Origin of the sequence: Paraburkholderia sp. (genome assembly GCF_049581445.1) — a bacterium.
Lineage (GTDB): Bacteria > Pseudomonadota > Gammaproteobacteria > Burkholderiales > Burkholderiaceae > Paraburkholderia.
The window spans coordinates 1-20,634 of the sequence record NZ_JBAURZ010000083.1 but is presented as its reverse complement, the minus strand read 5'-3'; the positions used below and the strand labels follow the sequence as shown (position 1 = coordinate 20,634).

The following is a 20,634-nucleotide window of genomic DNA, read 5'->3' as shown; positions in this document are numbered from 1 at the left end:
ACTACGTCGTCCGTGCTGCCCATGCCTGGGGGCTCGGGGGAATGTCGCGCGGCACTGGGTGCCATGCCTCAGTTCGGCCCGGAGCCGCCGTTGCCCAATGCTTCCACATAGACATTCAAGTGTCCTTCAGACTTCGTAAGGGGTCGTCGCAGTGGGGCGAGTATGAACGGCGAAAGTCCCCACTCATTGAGGGTTACAGCAGTCGAAGTCCGAAGTCCTAATCCCGCTCTGTTCCGTCCCGTCTTCGCCCGTCGTGTCCATTGTCTGCTCCACAGGTAAGCGCGGTGATGCCCGCACCAAAAAATACCTCGGTTGATGAAACCAGCATTGCGGTTCTATAGGTGGATCGGACCCGTAGCAGGAGCCGGCGCCTAATGCCAGAACAGCGCGATCAGAATGATGATGGGGATTGGCACCCCGAGCATATACAGAAGAATCGAACGCATAAGACCTCCTTCGGCGGATGAATTGAAATTCCAATTAGAGCTGGCGTACACGCCCACCATACGTTGCCATCAGGCTTGCTGAAAAAGCGCCCATCAAAAGCGAGATAAACAACCACAACGAAACACCAATGGTGATCTTGCGCGCCTCATCGGCGGCACTTTTAGCAGCGGTATTCATCGCCGAGATTTTTTGCAACAGGCGCGTATAGGTGGTCGTCACGCGTGCTTGCGCAGCATCCGGCGCAAGTCCTGTGCGCTGTGCAACGAGTTGGCTTAAATAGGCAGTATCTTCCGGCGACAACGGATCCCCCGTCGCTGCGCTATTCAGAAAGATGCGCGCCGTCTCCGCGCGGGGTGTTTCGTTGCTGCCCGTCGTAGCCGCAGTTGCGGGCGGTGGGGAGCCGGCCGGCATCCGGAAAAGCGAGTCGACAAAGTAGCCGAGCGGCCAGGTGTTCATCCCGGCTGCTGGATTGCCGCGTTGCATCGCCTCCATCGTGACGGATCCACTCGCTGCGGCAGTTGTCGCGGCGGTTTGCGCGCCGGTCCGCACCACGCCTGATACAACCGATGTCAGTATCGCCGCCGTGAAAAGCGTCGCCACGGCCCAACTCAGAAAACCGTGCGCGGTGTCGCGGAAGTGGATTTCATCGGCGTCGACTGCCAGCCAGCGGCGGCGCAACCGGCCCGCGAGATAGCCGCCTAATCCTGACGTGAGAATCGAGGTGACGCAAACCCACACCACGGCGGCAAAGCCTAAGGCTTTTGCATTCGATGCACCCGTCGACCATGGGGAGATGGACGTCAGGCCGAGACCCGTACCCAATGTCAGAAGGATCAGCGCAAATGCCGCTGCACCGACGCCGCCCGCGAACACCGCCCCCCATGACACTGCCCCCTCGTGCTGATGGACAAACAGCGCAGGGTCTTTCGCGGCGAGCGGATAGTCCGCCGGATCTTTTGCGTAGTTCATTGACTGCCTCCATGACCTTGTATGCCGACTCGTTCGGAATCACCGCGATGCCGTGCGGCATGAACGTCTGTCGTGGTCGCATTTTCTGTGCCGCTCGAAACCCGGTTTGGGTCACGGGAAGGCCAGGGGGTATTTACCAGGGGGTGTTTGTCAAATGATGTGGCCGACGGCCATCAGGCGCGAGCCCGCCGCACCGCAAGCGGTGGCTATCTGGGCGAAATCGATGCCCCGAGCTCGCAGCCATTCGGTGGATTGCCCAGCTCTCGCTGCTCGAATACGACTTCCGCCAGCATGTCGTTGCGCATCACGATGACTTTCAGCCCGTCAACAACGAAAGCCAGCCGCAATTCGCGGCGGCTGACAATGCCACGACTGCCGACAGCAACTCGTCGCGACCGGCATGCTTACGACCATGGCACCCGGACGGCCGTACGCGATCGCAGCGCAGTTGGCCAATCCTGGGCGGCAGGTGCCTGCGCCGATGGATGAAGGCAGCGCCGCCTCCGGGCCCCTGCTAAGATCGCGCGGATTCACAGGCAATAGTTACTCATCTCGCCGCATACCGATCCGCCCTGGAGTAAATTCGACTCATGCAGCGGAGGGCTTTCTTGAGTCAAATTGCGCTTTAGTTGTCCTTGCCACCGGCAACTGCCGGAGCCCGTTGTGATTGCCGTATAGCCCATGCTAAAGTCCAATGCCGCCCATCCTATAGCTCGCTCGAGCGGGCGCGAGACTACAGGAAGGGCAACCTGCACCTTCTGATGACCACACTGATTGGGGACTTCGTATGGAAACGCTTGGCGGAACGCGTCTGGCCCAACTGTTCAAGGAACGACAAAGCGAGTTGCTCGGCGAATGGGTAACCCAGCAGTACGCGATCGCCTCGCGCCGCGGCGGAGTCGCCGAAGTGCAGTTGCGTAACCAGTTCGCGCAATTCGTAGAGCTGGTCTGCGCGGCGCTCGAGTCATCTGATCGAGTGGCGTTCAAGACACCAACGTGGGACGAAGTGCGTAGCTTCCTCGCGGAAGTGTCGAGCGCGAGGGCTCGGCAAGGCTTTACGCCAGTCGAAACCGCGATGTTCGTGTTCTCCCTGAAAGAACCGCTCTTTGCGCGCCTGCGCGGCGAACTGGTCGCCAATCCAGCGCTTCTCGCGGAACTGAGCTGGACGATCAGCACGCTATTCGATGCGATGGGTCTTTACACCACGGAAGTCTTCCAGACGAGCCGTGAGCAGGTCATCGTGCGTCAGCAACAGGAACTGCTCGAGTTGTCCACGCCTGTGGTTCAGTTGTGGGACGGCATACTGGCTTTGCCGCTGATTGGTACGCTGGATTCGGCGCGCACCCAGGTTGTGATGGAGAGTTTGCTGCAGAAGATCGTCGAAACGGGCGCGGCAATCGCGATTATCGACATCACCGGTGTGCCCACAGTCGACACCCTCGTCGCGCAGCATCTGCTCAAGACAGTGGCCGCCGCGCGCCTGATGGGCGCGGATTGCATTATCAGCGGGATACGTCCGCAGATTGCTCAAACCATTGTTCACCTGGGCGTGAATCTGCAGAACGTCATCACCAAGGCGACGATCGCGGACGCGTTCATCGTCGCGTTGAATCGCACCGGAAAGTCTGTCGCGGGCGCCATCATGCCAGCCGAAGCGCCCGGTGCTCCCGGCTCGTTGCGGGGCAACCAGTTCGCCGGCGACTGACGTCGGTTAATGCGGATTCAAACGGACCCCGACCATGGAACGCATTCCGATTCTCCGGATGGGCAAGCTGCTGCTTGTCACCATTCAGGTTGACATGCACGACCGTCTTGCGATGACTTTGCAGGACGATCTGACGAGCCGCATTGTCAAAGACCGCGCTAAAGGCGTGCTGATCGATATCTCATCACTTGATGTAGTCGACTCGTTCATCGGCCGGATGATCGGCGACACGGCGGCGATGGCGCGCGTGCTTGACGCGGAGACGGTTGTCGTCGGCATGCAGCCGTCGGTTGCCATCACGCTGGTGGAACTTGGACTGGCGCTCCCTGGCGTACGCACTGCGCTGAACGTGGAAAAAGGTATGGCGTTGCTGACCGGTACGGCACCGCTTTGAGCGCGTCCTCCATGATGAGCAACGATAAGACAGCCGGTCCACAAGGTCCCGACGGGCAGCCGCCTGACGAGATCATGTCGATCCGCTCGGACGAACAGGTCGTGCGGCTGCGGCGTTTCGTGCGCGAAAGGGCGGTGAGCTTGGGTCTTTCACTGATCGATCAGACGAAATTCGTGACTGCAGCCAGCGAACTCGCTCGCAACACTGTCATCTATGGCGGAGGCGGCGACGTACACTTTTATACCGTGCGTCGTAACGGTCGTACTGGCCTGAGGCTCGAGTTCGTCGATAACGGACCCGGCATCGCAGATATTTCCAGGGCGCTGACCGACGGATATACCAGTGGCAATGGTTTAGGCCTGGGCCTGGGCGGTGCAAAGCGGCTATGCGACGAGTTTGAGATCCGCTCTGCGCCAGGCGAAGGTACTCATATTTCGGTGACGAAATGGAAGCCGTTCTGAATGGGTTGAGCGCGACCCAGCGACGCTTTGAAATAGGCGATCCCAGCTCGGTGTCGTTTGCGCGCCGCAGCATCGGCGAACTGGCGCATGGCGTCGGCTTCGACGACACGATGCTGGGTAGGCTGGCGATCGTCGTGACCGAGTGCGGGACCAACCAGCTCAAACACGCGCAGCGCGGCGAATTGCTGGTGCGGCCGATCGCTCGCGCAGAGGGGGGCGGCTCGGCGTCGCCCGAAGTTTACGGCATTGAACTGCTCGCAATAGACAGCGGTCCGGGCATCCTCGATCTCCATGCGTGTTTCGCCGACGGCTATACGACGGCCGGCAGTCCAGGCAACGGCATGGGTGCGATTCAACGGCTCAGCGACGAACTCGACATCTGGAGCGCGCCAGGTCTGGGTACCGTGTTGCGCATCGTGATCTGGAGCGATGCCAGCACGGCAGTTCCGTCACACCCGGCTCCGGTGGTGTACGGGGCGATCAACTTGCCGCTGGAAGGCGAGACGCTATGTGGCGACCTTTGGACCTGCGGCTACGCGGGCAGCGAATTCGTTGTGCTGGTCGCTGACGGCCTTGGACACGGCCCACTTGCCAATACTGCTGCGCTTGCCGCAACGGAAACATTCGCGCGGCTCGACGCGCCAGGCGTGGTCGAAATTATTGAGGCATCGCATGAGGCGCTGCGCCCGACGCGCGGTGCGGCGCTCGGCGCCGCGAGTATCCCGGCGGTCGATCTTACGGACGAAGTGATCGGCAATGCCCGCTTTTGCGGGGTCGGCAATATTGCGGCAAGCGTCTGGGCGCCAGGCGGTCATCGCCATCTGGTTTCGCACGCGGGCATTGTCGGTCACCAGATGCGCAAGGCTCAGGAGTTTCAGGTCGGCTGGCCCCCGGACGGATTGCTGATTCTCCATTCCGATGGTCTCGCAACCCGCTGGGATCTAAGCCGGTATCCGGGCCTGGCGCACCGTCATCCTGCTCTGATCGCAGCGGTGCTCTATCGGGACTTCGCACGCGGCCGCGATGACGTGACCGTGTTCGTCGCACGCATGCGCTCCAAGGAGAACTTGTGATGGCCGAATCCCTGCAAGTCCTGCCACTGGACGGCGAGCTTTCGGTGGTCACCGCGCGCCGGCATGCCCGGGAACTTGGCGAAGCATTCGCATTCACCCGGCATGATCAGGTTCGCATCGCGACGGCGGTACTCGAAGTCGCGCGCGTGGTGTTCCTCGCCACCCGCCACGGCCGTGCTGAGTTTCTCGTGGATAAGGCGACGCAACCACAAAGCCTGCTGATTCGCTTCGTGGCTCCTGCGATTCCTGTTGCCCGGTTGATAGAACGGGCGCCGGGTGCCGAACGCTCCTTCACCGACGACCTGCCGGGTCCGCTCGGCGTACTCGCGGCGCAACGTCTGATGGACGCTTGCCTGATTGAGGATGCAGCAGGCGACGCCGTGGTGACACTGACAAAATACCTTCCGGCACATACTCCGCTGGTTGCGGCTGAAACGTCCGTAGTCCTGACTCAGGGGGCCGCCGCCTTGAGTCCGGGCGGCACGTTCGATGAGATGCAACGGCAAAACCGTGAACTCGCTACGGCGCTCGACGAGTTGCAGGAGCGTCAGGAAGAGCTGACCAGGCTCACGCGCGAACTGGAAGACACCAATCGGGGCGTGGTCGCGTTGTACGCCGAACTCGACGAGCGCGCAGATCATCTACGCCGCGCCGACGATGCCAAGTCGCGCTTCTTGTCGAACATGAGCCACGAATTCCGGTCGCCGCTGTATTCCATTCGCGCGCTGTCGAAACTGCTGATGGATCGTACGGATGGCGAATTGACTGAGGAGCAGGCCAAACAGGTCCGCTTCATTCGCAAGGCGGCTGAGGACCTGTCCGAAACGGTTGATGACCTGCTTGATCTTGCGAAGATCGAAGCGGGCAAGGTCGAAGTGCGGCCAACCGAGTTTGAGGTCGCCAAGCTCTTCTCAGCGTTACGCGGCATGCTACGGCCGTTGCTTCCCGCTGCTGACGTTGACCTGATATTCGAGCCATGCGATGAAATCCCGCCGGTTTATACCGACGAAGGCAAGGTCGCGCAGATTCTGCGCAATTTTGTATCCAATGCATTAAAGTTTACTGAGCAGGGCGAAGTTCGCGTTTGCGCCAGGTACGACGCTGCGCGACAGTTGCTGACCTTCTCGGTCTCTGACACCGGGATCGGTATCGCGCCCGAATATCAGCACACTGTCTTCGAAGAATTCGAACAGGTGGAGAACCGGCTGCAGACCTTTGTGAAAGGGACGGGACTTGGCCTGCCGCTGTGCAGCAAGCTGTGCAAGTTGTTAGGCGGAACGGTTGGCCTCGAAAGCGAACTGGGCAAAGGCTCGACTTTCACCGCGACCATCCAGGCATACGTGCCGAAAACGACCGATCAGGCGCCTGCCACGTCACCCGCTCGCGATGTCGAACTCGACATGGTGCTTCTTGTGTCGACTTCCCTCGATGACCGGATTCGCTACGAGGCTTCGCTGCACAACTCCCGGTTTCGGCCCACCGCCGCGGCCACCTTACGGGAGGCAAAGTGGATACTGGCGGTTGCGCCCGCATGCGCCGTGGTACTTGACATGCAAGCGGGGCGTGAAGACGGCTGGGCCTGGCTGGCAGAGCTTCGTCACGAGGAGCATGCCCGGAATCTAGTTGAAGGCGGTGCCCTGTTACGCAACGTGTCGTCCCGACGACGCGTGCCCGTTATTGTTCTGAGCGATACCGATCAGCGTGTGCGGGCCCAGTCGGTCGGTGCAGACGCATTTTTTACGAAACCGCTCTCGGGTGACGAACTGCTCACTTCGCTGGACGCGATTCTGAGCGTCCCTGAACGACCCACGGACAAGAATCTGCCATGAAAGAAGCGACCGCCAATCTGATACTTAACGTCGACGACAACGACGGAGCCCGGTACGCGAAAACTAAAATTTTGGCGCGAGCCGGCTTTGAAGTGATCGAGGCCGCGAATGGCACCGAAGCGCTTGAGCGTGCACGAGTCTCGTTGCCCGATCTGATTCTCCTCGATGTGAAACTACCTGACATCAACGGATTTGAGGTTTGCCGGCAGATAAAGGCGTCTCCAGAGACCTCGGCCATTCTCGTGCTGCAGACTTCCGCGGCGGCCGTGCAGAGTATTGACAAGATCAGGGGGCTTGATGAAGGTGCAGATAGCTATCTGATTGAACCGATCGAACCTGCCGAACTGATTGCTCACGTACGCGCGCTGCTGCGCGTGCGCCGGGCGGAAGGCGCGTTGCGCGAAAGCGAAGAGCGCTTCCGGCAGATGGCGGAAAACATCGACGATGTTTTCTGGATGCTTGACCCATCGACTAATCAGTTGCTTTATGTCAGTCCTGCTTATCATCGCCTCTGGGGAGATGAGGCGATGTTTCCCGTTCCCGGATTGGGTCACTGGGCGGGTCGCATTCACGCCGACAACCAGGCCGCGGTGGAGGCCGCATATCGGGCGCTCGCCGAGGGTACGCCGTACGAGATCGAGTATCGGATCGTGCGGTCCGATGGGAAGACGAGTTGGGTTGCCGAGCGTGCCTTCCCGGTCCGCGATGCGGTTGACCGGATCTATCGGCTGGCAGGTGTCGTCAACGACATCTCTGAGCGCAAGGCTAACGAACTGGTATTGCGTGAGGCCGATCGTCGTAAGGACGAGTTCCTTGCCATGCTTGCGCATGAACTGCGCAATCCGCTTGCCCCGATTCGCAGTGCGATTGAACTGATTGATCCGGATCGCACACCTTCGCCGCAAGATTTTGAAACGATGCGCGCGGTAATCGGACGCCAGGTGAGGCATCTGAGTCGGCTTGTCGATGACCTGCTTGATGTTGCACGTATCACGCAGGGCAAGATAACACTGCGGCAGGAGAGCGTGAGTCTGGTTGCGGCCATCGAAGCAGCGATCGAAACGGTCGCACCTGCACTAACCCAAAAGGCTCATACACTCACGACCGAGATGCCCGATGAGTCGCTCTACGTCACCGGAGACGGCGTACGCATTGCACAGGTCCTCGGCAATGTACTTTCGAATGCGGTGAAATACACGCCGCAGGGCGGCCAGATCCTGATCGACGTGCGCAAGGCGCATGACGACGTGCAGATTACCATCCGCGACAACGGTGTCGGGATGAGTGCCGAAACGATTCCGAGTATCTTCGATCTCTTCGTGCAATCGCAGACTTCACTCGAGCGCTCCGAGGGGGGACTCGGGATTGGCCTGCCGCTGGCACGTACTCTGGTTGAATTGCACGGTGGACATATCCATGCATTTTCAAGTGGGGTGGGGCAAGGCAGCGAGATCGTTGTGCGCTTGCCGCTGTGCCGCGAGGCTCATCAGCCCGAACAACCTGCTTCGAGTGTAACGGCTGCCGCGCCGGGGGACGCTAGCCCCGCTTTGCGCCTGCTGCTGGTCGACGACAGTGTCGACGCAGCGATGCTACTGGCGATGGTACTCGAATCTGACGGATTTGACGTTAAGGTGGCGCACGAGGCGCGACATGCGTTGGAAATCGCAGCGGATTTCAATCCGGAGATTGTCCTGCTCGATCTGGGTTTGCCCGGAATGGACGGCCTCCAGCTGGCGCGGGAGATGCGCAAGGAGGCTAGCACCGCCAACGCACTGCTGATTGCCGTCACCGGGTACGGTCAGGCGGCCGACCGTCAGCGTTCTCAGGAAGCAGGGTTTGACTTTCATCTGGTCAAACCAGTTTCTGCGGACGAGATCCAGCGCGTCGTCGCGAGCCGTTTCCCGAGGGAGGAGCACTGATTATGGGAGGCGCATTCCCGGGATTAAATCGCTGGGTTTCGCCTTGTTGAGCGCTGTGGCATGAGGGCAATACAAACTACGATGAAGGCCAGCAAGATTCCTGACGCATAGAGCCGGCTAATGTCGAGTCCGCCCGCCGCCACGGGTTTATCGAGGAGGTCACCCAACGTCGCGCCTAGCGGGCGCGTCAAAATAAACGCAGCCCAGAAGAGCGCCGTGCGAGAAACGCGCGTCCAGAGATACAGGCCCATCACGACGACCAGGCCCGCTCCGAAAAGCATTGCTCCATATTCGTATCCGATACCGAGACCGCCACGGTCCTCACCTGCCACCCAGTCGCCGAGCGCCGTTCCGAGTGTCTGCGAGAACAGGATCGTAATCCAGTAAAACCATTCCGCCTTGCTTGTGACGATGCTTTCGACCGAGACCGTTCCCTCCGATCGATACCATATCGCCAGACTGGCAATCAACAATGTCACGATGATGGCGGTGCCGCCGGGATAGCCAACGCCCAGCGATCGATCCGCGAAGTCCGCCATCGTCGTGCCGAGCGTCGTCGTGGCGACAATGGTCGCCCAGTACAGGTAGCGATGAAACTCCCTTACCTTCATCTGCGCAGAAACCAGGCCAACGAACAAGACGAGGAAGATGGCCGAACCGATCAGGTAGCCGAGGTTCAGCGACATCGACACCCAGTCGCCGCCGGTTTCTCCCAGCGTGGTGGCAGCGACTTTGATCACCCAGAATCCCAGCGTAATTTCGGGGACTTTGCTCGCAGCTTGCCTGGCAATACTCAACGTGTGCTGTTTCATCTCGTGCTCCTGCATTGAGCGATGATGATATTGAACGAGCGCTTAACTAAGGCTTAAGAGAGGGGGAGGTTGCGGATGCACGAGAATGGCGCAGGCTGAGCGCCTGCTTTTTCTTATATTGCCCTTTGGGGCAAACCCATTGCCCCAACTACCTATGGTTCCACTGCGGCGACTGTGCGAAAAGAGGCGGTACGATAAGAGGACAGAGAGCATGAAAATTCAGTCGGCGGCCATCACTCTGGCCTTACTCGCAGCGAATCTGTCCGCGTCGGCTCAGTCCGGTACCGAAGCAAAAACGCCTGAGGCGCTTGCAAACGCACCGTTCGACAGAAGCTTCCTGGCGGATGATGTTGTCTCCGCTCTTCAGGATCAGCAAGTACTTCAGCGTGCAGCGCAGGTTTATCTGTGGGCACTTCCAGCGCTGAGCATGTATGGCATGAAAGAGGGGTCGGAAAAAACATTCGGCGCCGGCTATAACGTTCTGCCAATTTTCAAGGACCGTCTGAACGCCAGGACGCTCATCACGACGCCGAATTCGGATGTCATCTATGCGCTTGGTTACCTTGACCTCAAAAAGGATGGACCGATTGTCATAGAGGTTCCGCCAGGACTACAGGGCATTCTTGATGACTTCTGGCAGCGGCCGATTTGTTCAGAAGCCAGGATCGACGGCAAAACCTGGTGCGGCGATGTTGGACTGCCTGGCCCCGACAAGGGCAAAGGGGGCAAGTATCTTGTGCTTCCGCCAGACTACAAAGGAAATGTTCCCAAAGGGTACATGACCTTTCGTTCGCGAACCTACGGCGTGTTTGTATTCTGGCGCGGCTTCTTCAAGGACCCGAAGCAACTCGACGGCCCGGTGAAGGTCATGGAGCAGACGCAGATTTATCCGCTTGGCAAGAAGAGCAGCGCGAAGCCGATGGAGTTTCCAAACGCCTCTGCGAAGCCAGCCAACATGCTCTACCCCGAAGATGGAACGGCGTTCGATATGCTCAACCGGTTCATCCAGTATGAAACGGTTGAGCCAGCGGACATGGAAATGCGAGGAATGGCCGCATCCCTGGGCATCGAAAAGGGAAAGGAGTTCAAGCCGGACGAAAAAATGCGCAAGCTCCTCGACATGGGAGCGAAGACAGCATTTCGCTTTGGTCACACGCTGACCTACACCGGCGTGAAATATTATCCCGATCGACAATGGCTAAACCCTTTCCCTGGGGGCAGCCCGACATTTTCGGGCAAGACGGCAAATCAGGTAGATTTTCGAACCGGGTACTTCATTTACGCTTATGCGACGAGCCCCGGCATGGCTGTCACAATGGAAAATGCCGGGTCAAAGTACCCCAACGCGTTCCGCGATTCGAAAGGAGATTTCCTGTTCGGCGGCAACAGCTACAAGCTGACTTTGCCCAAGAACATTCCTGCGGCCAACTTCTGGTCGCTGACGCTTTATGATCCGATTACCGGTTCAGGCCTCGACAATGGACAACCTTTCCCATCGTTGAGTTCGATGGATAAACCTGTTACCAACCCGGATGGAACCACGGACATCTATGTGGGACCTACGTCGCCGGGTGAAGGTAAAAACTGGTTGAAGACACTGCCCGACAAAGGCTTCTTTGTAATCCTCAGGCTCTATGCTCCCGAAAAAGCATTCATGGACCAATCATGGAAGCCTGGGGATTTTGAGAAGCTGAATTAGCCGACCGTTTATCTCTTCGAGACGGTCGGTGAGTTTGCCCCAACCTGGAGGACCAGTTTGGGTCGACCTGAGCTGGTGATTGTCGGACCGGGCTCGGCCACTTTCGGTTATTCCGCACAGACTCTCAGATCGTTCACGTTTGGCGGAATTTCTTTTGCACATCGAAGCTGGCTTGCGCCCGTCAGAACTTGTGAACCATGCCGATGATGACGCCATGCGTATTCGACCCTGGCGCAACTGCGATACCGCCATAGGAGGTGCCGTTCAGCGTGAACTCGCCCGTGTTGCGGTTCTGGATAAAACCGGCCGACAAATAGAGGAAGGTGCGACTGGACAGGTGGTGCTGGAAATTCAGACCGATTTGCTGCGCATTGTTGCCCAGACTTGTCCGGTCATGCTCGTAACCGTACAACAGCACGACTTCATCAAGTGGCGTGACCATGTACGAGCCGGAGGCTTCCGCGACCGCTCGACTGATACTGCCATTGGATAGCGTTTCGATGTGGTACGCGAGGTAGAAGCGTGCCTTACCGACCCCCAAGGATGTACCCACGTTAAGCACCTTTAGGGTCGCGGTGCCTACCGCATCGTCAGCCTGCTCGTAGCCGGCTGCCGCACGGAAGGGTCCGTTGACGTAGCGCAGCGCTGCATTGTAGAAGCCCAGGCCATTGTCTGGAGTCGTCGTGGAATCGCGCATTGCAACCATGAACTGTGCCGTCACGCCGCCGATCGTCGGCGCAAAATACGAGATCGCATTGCTTTCGCGGATGGTCAGGCTGTTGAAGTTGTTCATCGGCGAGGCCATGCTCATCACGCCGATCGGATCCAGCTCGGGGTTCATGAAGACGTACTGGATCGTGTTTTGCAGACCTACCCGGAATTCACCGAACCCGCCTGACATGCCGATCCAGGCCATTCGACTGAATGCTTCGCCAGCCTTCGAGACAGCGCCTGTCTGAGCCGAAAATCCATCTTCGAGTTGAAAGTTGACGTGCAGGTCGCCGCCGAGATCTTCGGTGCCTTTCATGCCCCAGCGAGTTGCATAAAAGCCGCTGGATTCAGCGCGCACAACGGCTCCTTTGCCGCCATCGGCGTATTCCACCGAGTTATCAATGACGCCGTACAGCGTAACCGAAGATTGAGCGTAAGCGGTTTGAATCATGCATGCCGCGAGCATGCCGAACGCGACAATGAGTCGTTTTAGCATTGCGTCTCCATATTGATATTTTTATTCAAACGGGTCGCTCATGCGGACAAAACGACCGTTCAGCTGTCTGGCGTTCGCTCGCGATGCACCGTTGTCGACGTTCAATGGACAGGGCGGGTGCCGGGCGTATTGCTTTGACGGAGGAAGAATATCGGCATGGAGATCAAGTGTCCTTGCACAAATATTCGATTCGTTTGCATTTTTTAGATGCCGACGCCGCGCGGTCTAATTACGAACATGGAGTGGCCTGGCCGCTCGAACCGCGTGCATGGGTATCGAGAGCAAGGCTCGACTCGACCTCATCGATGGGTAGACGAGGGGATATGTGGCTGGACTGCGGATTTCGGCAAGCTGCGCTTCTACGTGTAGCGATGACTTGGATATCGCTACTGCGCTGCTCAAACTTGCTCAGAGAACCGCGCTCGGACGAAGATCGTGAAACAGCTCATAGACGAGTGCGCGTAGCCATTGGTGACCTTCGTCGCGTTGATACCGTTCATGCCAGAACTGGGCAATATCGGCTGGCGCGATATCAAATGGCAGCGCGACAGCGCGGACATCGGGCCGGCCCGCCAGCACGCGCGCAAGGCGACTCGGGATACAGGCGACAAGGTTACTGGACGAGACGATGCGATCCAGCCCGAATGAATGCGCGAGTTGCAATGCCACGTGGCGAGCGTTGCCGTTGCGCGGGGACAGCGCATTGAGTTCTGCTTCGAAACGGGCGTGGCTGCCGGCGGTGGGCGTGTAGATCACGTGTTCGCTTGCGAAGAACTGCTCAATAGAAATGGCCGCGCCTATCGTCGGATGATCGTTACGCACGAGCGCAGCATACATTTCCGGAAAGAGCCGTTGCTGATGAAAGTCAGCATGCAGTCCCGTGAACATACCGATCGCGAGATCGATTTGACCGTGCTTCATCATTTGCTGCGCGGCGTCGAGTGGCGGGTCGGTCGTGACGATGCGGACACCCGGCGCGATCTGATGCAAATGGGCGACAAGAGGCGGGATGAAGATCGCCTGTCCGAGATCGCTGACGTATAGACGGAACGTGCGTGTTGTGGTGGCCGGATCGAACGCGCGGCCTGGCTGTATCGCAAGACGCAACGAAGCGAACCCTTCGTCCACGAGCACCGCGATTTCGTCCGCTCTCGATGTGGGCTGCATACCGTCGGCTGTCTTCACGAACAGGATGTCATCGAACAACGAGCGTAGCCGCTTCAGCGCGTTACTGACAGAAGGCTGTGTCAGATGGAGCGACTGTGCCGCACGCGTTGTACTCCTGGTGCGGTAAAGCACGTCGAACACTAGCAGAAGATTCAGGTCGACGTTACGCAGGTCAGTATCGGGTGCCATGGCTTGAGCCGGTGTGCGGATATTGATGTCGTGAATGAACGTATTTAAAACGAGAATTTAACAGGAAGTCGTGGCCCTCTTATGCTGGTTTCGATACGGCGTACCCGCAAGGAACGCCGCACGTTGACACCAGCTTATCTGGAGGCCCTATGCAGGACAAGATTGCTCTCGAGGAGCACTTCGCATCGCCGGACACGATTGGCGATTCTAAACATTATTTCACCGCCGACATCTGGCCGGAGCGGCGCCGGCAACTGCTCGACTTTGAGGCAGAGCGTATCGAGCGGATGGACGCCTGCGGAATCGGATACACGATCCTGTCGTTGAACGCGCCGGCTGTGCAGGGGATCGTCGACACCGTGCGGGCAATCGATGTCGCGCGACGCGCGAACGATCTGCTGGCCGAGCAGGTGTCGCGCCGTCCGGAGCGCTTTGGGGCATTCGCCGCGCTGCCGATGCAAGACCCGCAGGCCGCCGCTCGTGAACTGGAGCGCACGGTGTCCGAACTCGGTTTCAAGGGTGCGCTTGTCAATGGCTTCTCGCAGAATGGCACAGCTGACAACGCAGCTTATTACGACCTGCCTCAGTATTGGCCGTTCTGGGCCGAAGTCGCGCGGCTCGACGTACCGTTCTATCTCCATCCACGCAATCCATTACCGAGCCAGCAGCTTGCCTATGAGGGGCATCCCTGGCTGTTAGGCCCAGCATGGGCGTTCTCGCCGGAGACGGGTGTGCACGCGTTGCGCCTCATCGGTAGCGGCCTTTTCGACGCCTACCCCACGCTGCAGGTGATTCTCGGTCATCTCGGCGAACTCGTGCAGAACAACATCTGGCGTACGTCCCACTGGGCCTCGGCGACTGGCAAGAATCCGATGGGCGTGAAGGCGAAGCGGCCATTCATCGACTATTTCCGGCAGCACTTCCACGTCACGACGAGCGGCAATTTCCGCACGATTGCGATGCGTAACGCGATCGAAGAACTTGGCGGCGACCGTGTGCTGTTTTCGACTGACTATCCATTCGAGACGATGGAAGAGGCGAGCGCCTGGTTCGATGGCGCGGAGATCGGCGATAACGACCGGCAAAAGATTGGCCGCGACAACGCGAAACAGTTGTTCCGGCTGAATTGACCGCGGGCTGTAGCAAAGCTCAAGGAGATGCACTTCGCTCAACCCTTTTAGACAAGGTATCAGATGCAAACCCATTCTTTCTCCGGCTGGCGCGCGCTTCTTGGTGTGCTGGGCGTCACCTCGGCGGCTCTCGGCGTCATCGCGCCAAGTCCTGCTGTCGCCGCTGAACGTATCAACAACGTAGTGCTGGTGCACGGCGGTTTCGTCGACGGTAGTGGCTGGGAAGCTGTCTACAAGCTGCTGAAGGCCAAAGGCTTCAATGTCAGCATAGTCCAGAACCCCACGACGACACTCGCAGCTGACGTGGCTGCCACCAAAGCGGTCGTGGATGCGCAGGACGGCCCTGTCGTTCTGGTGGGCCATTCGTACGGGGGCGTGGTCATCTCGGAGGCCGGCAACGATCCGAAAGTCTCGCGCCTCGTGTACATCGCAGCGTTCGCCGCGGACAAAGGCGAATCCGTTCAAAAGCTTATAGCCAATCCTCCTGCTGGTGCTCCGGTCCCCCCAATCCTGCCACCGGTCAACGGCTTCCTGACGCTGGACAAGGCAAAGTTCGCCGCGGCTTTTGCTGGCGATGTGAACGCTGAACGCGCCGGCTTCCTGGCCAATTCCCAGGTGCCTTGGGGCGTCGAGGCCCTGGCTGGTGAAGTCACCTCGCCTGCCTGGCGCACGAAGCCGAGCTGGTACCTGGTCACCAGGGACGACAAGATGATTCCGCCGGACGCGCAGCGCGCGATGGCGGAGCGGGCTAGCGCCACAGTGGTTGAATCGCCGGGCAGCCACGCGGTGTATGAGTCGCATCCAGATGCCGTTGCGACTCTCATCGAGCAAGCCGCAACGTCGAAGAAGTAAGCGTTTCGCAAAAGTTTCGCAAAACGCATGACGCCCTTTGAGCCTGGTCTTGAGGGGCGTTAGCCTGTCCGGTCGCCAGGCTTGCGCTTCAGGCCAGGCCACCGTTCGCACGCAGAATCTGGCCATTGACCCAGCCGGCGTCGGTGCTGGCGAGGAACGAGACCACAGCGGCAATGTCTTCCGGCTGACCGAGGCGTTGCAGGGGCGGCATGTTCGAGAAGGTCTTGATCTGCTCTTCCGTTTTGCCGTCAAGAAACAGCGCCGTCGCGACCGGGCCCGGCGCAACAGCGTTCACGGTGATGCGGCGACCACGCAGTTCCTTCGCGAAGACGTGGGTGAATGCTTCGACAGCCCCTTTGGTCGCGTTGTAGATCGCGTAGCCCGGCATGTTCAGCGCGAGCGTCGTGCTCGAGAAGTTCACGATGCGGCCGCCTTCATTCATCCGCGCGGCGGCTTCACGCAGCGTGTTGAAAGTGCCGCGTACGTTGATGTCGAAGGTCTGGTCGTACAGCGCGTCGGACGTATCGGCGAGCGGCACCGTTTTCAGCACGCCGGCGTTGTTCACCAGCACATCGATCTTGCCGAGTTGCTGTTCGGTGGTCTCGAACATCGCGCGAACTTCGCCGGCATCCGCGACGTTGGCCTTGACTGCAATCGCCTTCGCACCTTGCGCCGAGAGTTCGGCGACGAGTGCCTCGGCCTCCTTCGCGCTCGATGCGTAATTGATGCAGACGGCGAAGCCGTCGCTGGCGAGACGCCGCGCAACCTCCGCGCCGATTCCGCGAGATGCGCCTGTCACGATGGCAACCTGGCTGTTTTTGGCGATGGTCATGATGTGCTCCTTGTCGGTGATTCGATTGGTGAGTCGGTGAAACAGATATTCAACCATTCGATGATCAAGATAAATACGAGTAAACTGGCATAATCATTCCATTCACTTTAACAATAGCCCGCGACTGCTATGGACCGTTTCCAGGAAATGCAGGTGTTTATCCGCATCGCCGAGCGCGGCAGCTTTACCCGGGCGTCCGACGACTTGCAGATTCCAAGGGCCACCGTCACCAACCTGGTCAAGCGGATGGAGGAGCGAATCGGCACGCGGCTGCTGGAGCGCACCACGCGCACGGTGCGCCTGACCCATGACGGCGAGGCGTTCTATCGCCGCTGTGTGCGCCTTGTGGCTGATCTGGAGGAGGCAGAGGGTTCGTTTCGCAACGTCGCTCCAAAGGGACTACTGCGCGTGAATGTGCAGGGGACGCTGGCGAAGCACTTTGTCGTGCCGGCACTGCCGGATTTCGTTGCGCAGTATCCCGGCATCGAGCTTCATATCGGCGAGGATGACCGCCTTGTCGACCTCGTGCGCGAGGGAGTCGATTGCGTGCTGCGAGCCGGGACACTGCAGGACTCGTCGATGGTCGGGCGGCGCGTCGCTTCGATGACACAGGTCACCGTGGCCAGTCCCGCCTATCTCGCGCAATTCGGTGAACCGGCCACGCTGCAGGCACTTGAGGCCCATCGCGCGGTAAATTACATCTCCAGTGGCTCAGGAAGGGCGTTACCGATGGAATTCACAGTCGACGGTCAGGTGATCGAGATACTGCTTCCGTCGATCGTATCGGTCACCGGGGCGGACTTATACACGGGCGCCGCCGTGGCGGGTCTCGGCATGGTTCAGGTCCCCCAATACCGGGTGGCGGCCGAATTGGCTGCCGGAACGCTGAAGGTCGTGCTCGGCGATTTTCCGCCGCCGCCGATGCTCGTGTCGGTACTGTATCCGCAGAACCGTCAGCTTTCTTCGCGGGTCAGGGTATTCGCGCAGTGGCTACGCGATATCTTCGAAGTAGTGAGCTGAATACGGGGCGCGGTGAGAAGCGCTCGCGTCCCATCGACGCTATCTGTTTTCCGGTATCAGGACACTCACGCGACCGATGAGTGAGAGCACGGTCAACAGGGCCCTTCGTAGACTCGGATAACAGCTTGAGGCGTCCCATTTTCAGACACCCTATCAGCGCTCGTCCTCATTAAACGTCCGATTTTGCGACAGCGGGCGCGCACGTCCGCGCTTTCGTTGCTGTTGATAACGCTTGTTCTTCATGCTCACACGCCAACTGTGGACGCCCTCATCACTTTCTCCGCCTTTGGCATGGACATTGCCTAGTGATTGACCAGGCGTACATAAACGGAGGAGACAAAAGTGAAAGCTGCCGTGCTGCATCAGTACGACGAGTCATTGACTCGCGAAGAATTCGTGCGCTACGAAGATGTCGACGATCCGAAGATTGAGCGGCCCACTGATGTAGTCGTCCGGATTGGCGGCGCCGGTGTGTGCCGCACCGATTTGCACGTCGTGGAAGGCATCTGGCGCAGCAAGGTCGATGTGACCTTGCCCTACATCATGGGCCATGAAAACGCCGGCTGGGTCGAAGAGGTGGGCCGCGGTGTGGAGAGTGTCAAGGTGGGCGACCCGGTCATCTGCCATCCACTGGTGACGAGCGGGCATTGTCTGGCCTGCCGCCGCGGTGACGATATGCACGCCACGGACAGCCGGTTTCCCGGCATCAACGCCAACGGCGGCTACGCGCAATATCTGCTGACGGGCGAACGCTCGCTGATCCAGTTGCCGAAATCGCTCGCGCCCAAGGACGTCGCACCGTATACCGACGCCGGCCTGACCGCGTACCGCGCTGCAAAAAAGGCGTCGCGCCATTTGCTCCCGGGTCAATTCGCCGTCGTGATCGGTGCAGGTGGTCTGGGGCACATCGGCATTCAGGTCCTGAACGCGCTTTGCGCGGCTGAAATCATCGTAGTCGACCGCTCCGATATCGCGCTGCAGCTTGCTAAGGAGTGCGGCGCGCATCACACGGTCAAGGGTGACGGTAACGAAGTCGAGCGCGTACTGGAACTGACGGGCGGCAACGGCGCGGAGGCGGTAATCGATTTCGTCGGCGAAGGCGACGCGATTGCAAAAGGCCTCGCCATGACGCGCAACGCGGGCTTCTACTACATCGTCGGTTATGGCGGAAAGATCGAGTTGCCAACCATCGACATGATCACCAGCGAGAAGACCATCGTCGGCAATCTGGTCGGCACCTATCCCGAACTTGTCGAACTGATGGCGCTCGCCGACCGTGGCCTCGTCCATCTGGCGACGCGGGAGTACCGCCTAAGCGAGGCGAACCAGGCCCTCAAGGATCTGCACCACGGCAAGGTCAAAGGCCGGGCGGTGCTGATTCCATAGACGCCTCGACGGGCGGACCCTAACGTGGAGATCGCCGTGACTGTGGAGCGTGACGTAGGCTCGCTTTTCGAGCGTATGCGACTGGTCATTGCAATGACCGAAGTCAATTCCCACCACTTGCGCGGAGAAAGCAGACGCGCGGGCGCGGAGATCGAACTGGCATGCGCACTGGCTTGCGAGGAGCGCGACGGGGTCTCGCCAGAAGGAACAGCGCAGATCGAACAATTGCGCGAGCGCCTCGGCGAGGCCGAAAGCGCGTTGCGGGCGATTGAAGCCGAACGGGAGCGGCTTGCGAACGAGTTGGCCCACCTGGACAGTCGAGCGGCGCCCGGCACACAAGGGGACTGGCAATGAATCGGATCCCGGTTACGGTGCTCACGGGTTTTCTCGGCGCCGGCAAAACCACGCTTCTCAATCGCATTCTGCGTGAGCAGCATGGCCGGCGCTATGCGGTGATCGTCAATGAATACGGCGCGATCGGCATTGACGGTGGTCTTGTGGTCGGTGCACAAGACGAGGTCATCGAATTGAACAACGGCTGTGTCTGCTGCAAGGTGCGCGGCGATCTGATTCGCGTGGTGTCCGCTTTGGTGAAGCGTAAGGATGGTTTCGACGGGATCCTGATTGAAACGTCCGGTCTGGCTGACCCCGCGCCGGTCGTGCAAACCTTCTTTATCGATGATGAGCTCCGTCAGCGCACGCGGCTCGACAGCGTAATCTGCGTGGCCGATGCTACGCATTTGCAGGCGCGTCTCGCAGACAGCCGCGAGGCGGCGGAACAACTCGCGCAGGCCGATATCGTGCTGATCAACAAGATCGACCTCGTCGATCCGGTCGGTCTCGCTTCGGTTCAGGACGCCGTGCGGCGCATCAACCCGACGGTGGAATGGCTCACCAGTGTCCGCTGCGAAATACCGCTTGCCGCGCTGCTCGATCGCGGCGCTTTCGATCTCAAGCGCTTGCAGCTTGCCGCATCGGCGGGTGAAGCTGGCGAACCGTCACGCGGCGAGCGGACCTACCGCTACGTACCACTTCGTGCTGATGGTGCAGGCGCCCCCGTCAAACAGGGCCGCCATACGCACGGGATAGACAGTGTGTCGCTGCGCGTCGAGCGTCCGCTTGAACGGACGCGCTTCCTCTCCTGGCTGCAGCAACTGGTTGTCGAACAAGGCCAGGACCTGTTACGTGCAAAAGGTATCGTCGATCTCGCCGGATCGGAGCACCGCTTCGTGTTTCAAGGCGTGCATATGACAATGGATACGGATTTCGACCGGCCCTGGCTCGCTGGTGAACACCGTGACAGCCGACTGGTGTTTATCGGCCGCAATCTCGACCGGCGCGAGTTGCGGGAGAGCATCAGGTACTGCGAGATCGACTCGTGAACGCGCCCCCTGTTCTGATCGAACTGCTTGGGGCGTGTTGGGTAACCGACGCGTCAGTCGTCGAAGTCGCGTGGGACACGGCGGGGCAAAGTGCTGGATTCGCACTAGGCGACGGCACGCTTGCGCTTGCCTCTCGTGTATGGGACGGCGGCCCCCGACTC

The 20,634-nt window shown here is 59.6% G+C and carries 18 protein-coding genes; 13 read left to right on the top strand and 5 right to left on the bottom strand.

Annotated elements, in window-relative coordinates:
* Nucleotides 1-480: 480 nt before the first annotated feature.
* A complete protein-coding gene (locus WCA85_RS06885; RefSeq protein ID WP_424062420.1) occupies nt 481-1,416 on the bottom strand; it encodes a hypothetical protein in 936 nt (311 codons plus the stop codon).
* A gap of 787 nt (nt 1,417-2,203) precedes the next feature.
* Between WCA85_RS06885 and WCA85_RS06880 the strand changes: the two genes are divergently transcribed.
* The 6 genes from WCA85_RS06880 (at nt 2,204) to WCA85_RS06855 (ending at nt 8,797) form a co-directional block, all read left to right on the top strand.
* On the top strand, nt 2,204-3,121 hold the full coding sequence (locus WCA85_RS06880) for an STAS domain-containing protein (RefSeq protein ID WP_424062419.1): 918 nt from the start codon (nt 2,204-2,206) through the stop codon (nt 3,119-3,121).
* A gap of 34 nt (nt 3,122-3,155) precedes the next feature.
* Nucleotides 3,156-3,515 carry an STAS domain-containing protein gene (locus tag WCA85_RS06875; RefSeq protein WP_424062418.1) on the top strand — a complete coding sequence of 120 codons (360 nt, stop codon included), beginning with the start codon at nt 3,156-3,158 and terminating at the stop codon, nt 3,513-3,515.
* Between the two features lie 74 nt (nt 3,516-3,589).
* Complete coding sequence (locus WCA85_RS06870) at nt 3,590-3,976, top strand: anti-sigma regulatory factor (protein WP_424062468.1); 387 nt, start codon at nt 3,590-3,592, stop codon at nt 3,974-3,976.
* The gene (locus WCA85_RS06865) at nt 3,961-5,049 is read left to right on the top strand and encodes an ATP-binding protein (RefSeq protein ID WP_424062417.1); all 1,089 of its coding nucleotides are present in this window, start codon (nt 3,961-3,963) and stop codon (nt 5,047-5,049) included. The genes WCA85_RS06870 and WCA85_RS06865 overlap by 16 nt, the downstream gene beginning before the upstream one ends.
* Nucleotides 5,049-6,878 carry an ATP-binding protein gene (locus WCA85_RS06860; RefSeq protein WP_424062416.1) on the top strand — a complete coding sequence of 610 codons (1,830 nt, stop codon included), beginning with the start codon at nt 5,049-5,051 and terminating at the stop codon, nt 6,876-6,878. Before WCA85_RS06865 ends, WCA85_RS06860 begins: the two co-directional genes overlap by 1 nt.
* On the top strand, nt 6,875-8,797 hold the full coding sequence (locus WCA85_RS06855) for a hybrid sensor histidine kinase/response regulator (protein ID WP_424062415.1): 1,923 nt from the start codon (nt 6,875-6,877) through the stop codon (nt 8,795-8,797). The genes WCA85_RS06860 and WCA85_RS06855 overlap by 4 nt, the downstream gene beginning before the upstream one ends.
* Before the next feature lie 23 nt (nt 8,798-8,820).
* Here WCA85_RS06855 and WCA85_RS06850 read toward each other — a convergent pair whose 3' ends face one another.
* On the bottom strand, nt 8,821-9,609 hold the full coding sequence (locus tag WCA85_RS06850; protein ID WP_424062414.1) for a hypothetical protein: 789 nt from the start codon (nt 9,607-9,609) through the stop codon (nt 8,821-8,823).
* Between the two features lie 211 nt (nt 9,610-9,820).
* On the opposite strand from WCA85_RS06850, the gene WCA85_RS06845 reads away from it, so the two are divergent.
* Nucleotides 9,821-11,308, top strand: a complete 1,488-nt coding sequence (locus WCA85_RS06845) for a DUF1254 domain-containing protein (protein ID WP_424062413.1) — start codon at nt 9,821-9,823, stop codon at nt 11,306-11,308.
* Nucleotides 11,309-11,489: 181 nt separating this feature from the next.
* On the opposite strand, the gene WCA85_RS06840 is transcribed toward WCA85_RS06845, so the two are convergent.
* Both WCA85_RS06840 and WCA85_RS06835 read right to left on the bottom strand, forming a co-directional pair.
* Nucleotides 11,490-12,515, bottom strand: a complete 1,026-nt coding sequence (locus tag WCA85_RS06840; RefSeq protein WP_424062412.1) for a porin — start codon at nt 12,513-12,515, stop codon at nt 11,490-11,492.
* A gap of 408 nt (nt 12,516-12,923) precedes the next feature.
* A complete protein-coding gene (locus WCA85_RS06835) occupies nt 12,924-13,871 on the bottom strand; it encodes a LysR family transcriptional regulator (protein WP_424062411.1) in 948 nt (315 codons plus the stop codon).
* 149 nt (nt 13,872-14,020) lie between these two features.
* On the opposite strand from WCA85_RS06835, the gene WCA85_RS06830 reads away from it, so the two are divergent.
* A complete protein-coding gene (locus WCA85_RS06830) occupies nt 14,021-15,001 on the top strand; it encodes an amidohydrolase family protein (protein WP_424062410.1) in 981 nt (326 codons plus the stop codon).
* A gap of 63 nt (nt 15,002-15,064) precedes the next feature.
* On the top strand, nt 15,065-15,853 hold the full coding sequence (locus WCA85_RS06825) for an alpha/beta fold hydrolase (protein ID WP_424062409.1): 789 nt from the start codon (nt 15,065-15,067) through the stop codon (nt 15,851-15,853).
* Between the two features lie 88 nt (nt 15,854-15,941).
* Here WCA85_RS06825 and WCA85_RS06820 read toward each other — a convergent pair whose 3' ends face one another.
* Nucleotides 15,942-16,685 (bottom strand): SDR family oxidoreductase, encoded by a 744-nt coding sequence (locus WCA85_RS06820; protein WP_424062408.1) that lies wholly within the window; start codon nt 16,683-16,685, stop codon nt 15,942-15,944.
* A gap of 129 nt (nt 16,686-16,814) precedes the next feature.
* Between WCA85_RS06820 and WCA85_RS06815 the strand changes: the two genes are divergently transcribed.
* The 4 genes from WCA85_RS06815 to WCA85_RS06800 all read left to right on the top strand — a co-directional run bounded on the left by WCA85_RS06815 (nt 16,815) and on the right by WCA85_RS06800 (nt 20,473).
* A complete protein-coding gene (locus tag WCA85_RS06815; protein ID WP_424062407.1) occupies nt 16,815-17,705 on the top strand; it encodes a LysR substrate-binding domain-containing protein in 891 nt (296 codons plus the stop codon).
* A 342-nt stretch (nt 17,706-18,047) separates the two neighbouring features.
* Entirely contained in the window at nt 18,048-19,091 is a 1,044-nt protein-coding gene (locus WCA85_RS06810; RefSeq protein ID WP_424062406.1) for an NAD(P)-dependent alcohol dehydrogenase, read from the top strand.
* A gap of 36 nt (nt 19,092-19,127) precedes the next feature.
* Nucleotides 19,128-19,445 carry a hypothetical protein gene (locus tag WCA85_RS06805; RefSeq protein ID WP_424062405.1) on the top strand — a complete coding sequence of 106 codons (318 nt, stop codon included), beginning with the start codon at nt 19,128-19,130 and terminating at the stop codon, nt 19,443-19,445.
* Entirely contained in the window at nt 19,442-20,473 is a 1,032-nt protein-coding gene (locus WCA85_RS06800) for a CobW family GTP-binding protein (protein WP_424062404.1), read from the top strand. Before WCA85_RS06805 ends, WCA85_RS06800 begins: the two co-directional genes overlap by 4 nt.
* The last annotated feature ends 161 nt before the right edge of the window (nt 20,474-20,634 follow it).

Bases quoted from the DNA above. Each gene is read 5' to 3' on its own strand.
- WCA85_RS06885 (WP_424062420.1), bottom strand. From the start codon at position 1,416: ATGAACTACGCAAAAGATCCGGCGGACTATCCGCTCGCCGCGAAAGAC.
- WCA85_RS06880 (WP_424062419.1), top strand. From the start codon at position 2,204: ATGGAAACGCTTGGCGGAACGCGTCTGGCCCAACTGTTCAAGGAACGA.
- WCA85_RS06875 (WP_424062418.1), top strand. From the start codon at position 3,156: ATGGAACGCATTCCGATTCTCCGGATGGGCAAGCTGCTGCTTGTCACC.
- WCA85_RS06870 (WP_424062468.1), top strand. From the start codon at position 3,590: ATGTCGATCCGCTCGGACGAACAGGTCGTGCGGCTGCGGCGTTTCGTG.
- WCA85_RS06865 (WP_424062417.1), top strand. From the start codon at position 3,961: ATGGAAGCCGTTCTGAATGGGTTGAGCGCGACCCAGCGACGCTTTGAA.
- WCA85_RS06860 (WP_424062416.1), top strand. From the start codon at position 5,049: ATGGCCGAATCCCTGCAAGTCCTGCCACTGGACGGCGAGCTTTCGGTG.
- WCA85_RS06855 (WP_424062415.1), top strand. From the start codon at position 6,875: ATGAAAGAAGCGACCGCCAATCTGATACTTAACGTCGACGACAACGAC.
- WCA85_RS06850 (WP_424062414.1), bottom strand. From the start codon at position 9,609: ATGAAACAGCACACGTTGAGTATTGCCAGGCAAGCTGCGAGCAAAGTC.
- WCA85_RS06845 (WP_424062413.1), top strand. From the start codon at position 9,821: ATGAAAATTCAGTCGGCGGCCATCACTCTGGCCTTACTCGCAGCGAAT.
- WCA85_RS06840 (WP_424062412.1), bottom strand. From the start codon at position 12,515: ATGCTAAAACGACTCATTGTCGCGTTCGGCATGCTCGCGGCATGCATG.
- WCA85_RS06835 (WP_424062411.1), bottom strand. From the start codon at position 13,871: ATGGCACCCGATACTGACCTGCGTAACGTCGACCTGAATCTTCTGCTA.
- WCA85_RS06830 (WP_424062410.1), top strand. From the start codon at position 14,021: ATGCAGGACAAGATTGCTCTCGAGGAGCACTTCGCATCGCCGGACACG.
- WCA85_RS06825 (WP_424062409.1), top strand. From the start codon at position 15,065: ATGCAAACCCATTCTTTCTCCGGCTGGCGCGCGCTTCTTGGTGTGCTG.
- WCA85_RS06820 (WP_424062408.1), bottom strand. From the start codon at position 16,685: ATGACCATCGCCAAAAACAGCCAGGTTGCCATCGTGACAGGCGCATCT.
- WCA85_RS06815 (WP_424062407.1), top strand. From the start codon at position 16,815: ATGGACCGTTTCCAGGAAATGCAGGTGTTTATCCGCATCGCCGAGCGC.
- WCA85_RS06800 (WP_424062404.1), top strand. From the start codon at position 19,442: ATGAATCGGATCCCGGTTACGGTGCTCACGGGTTTTCTCGGCGCCGGC.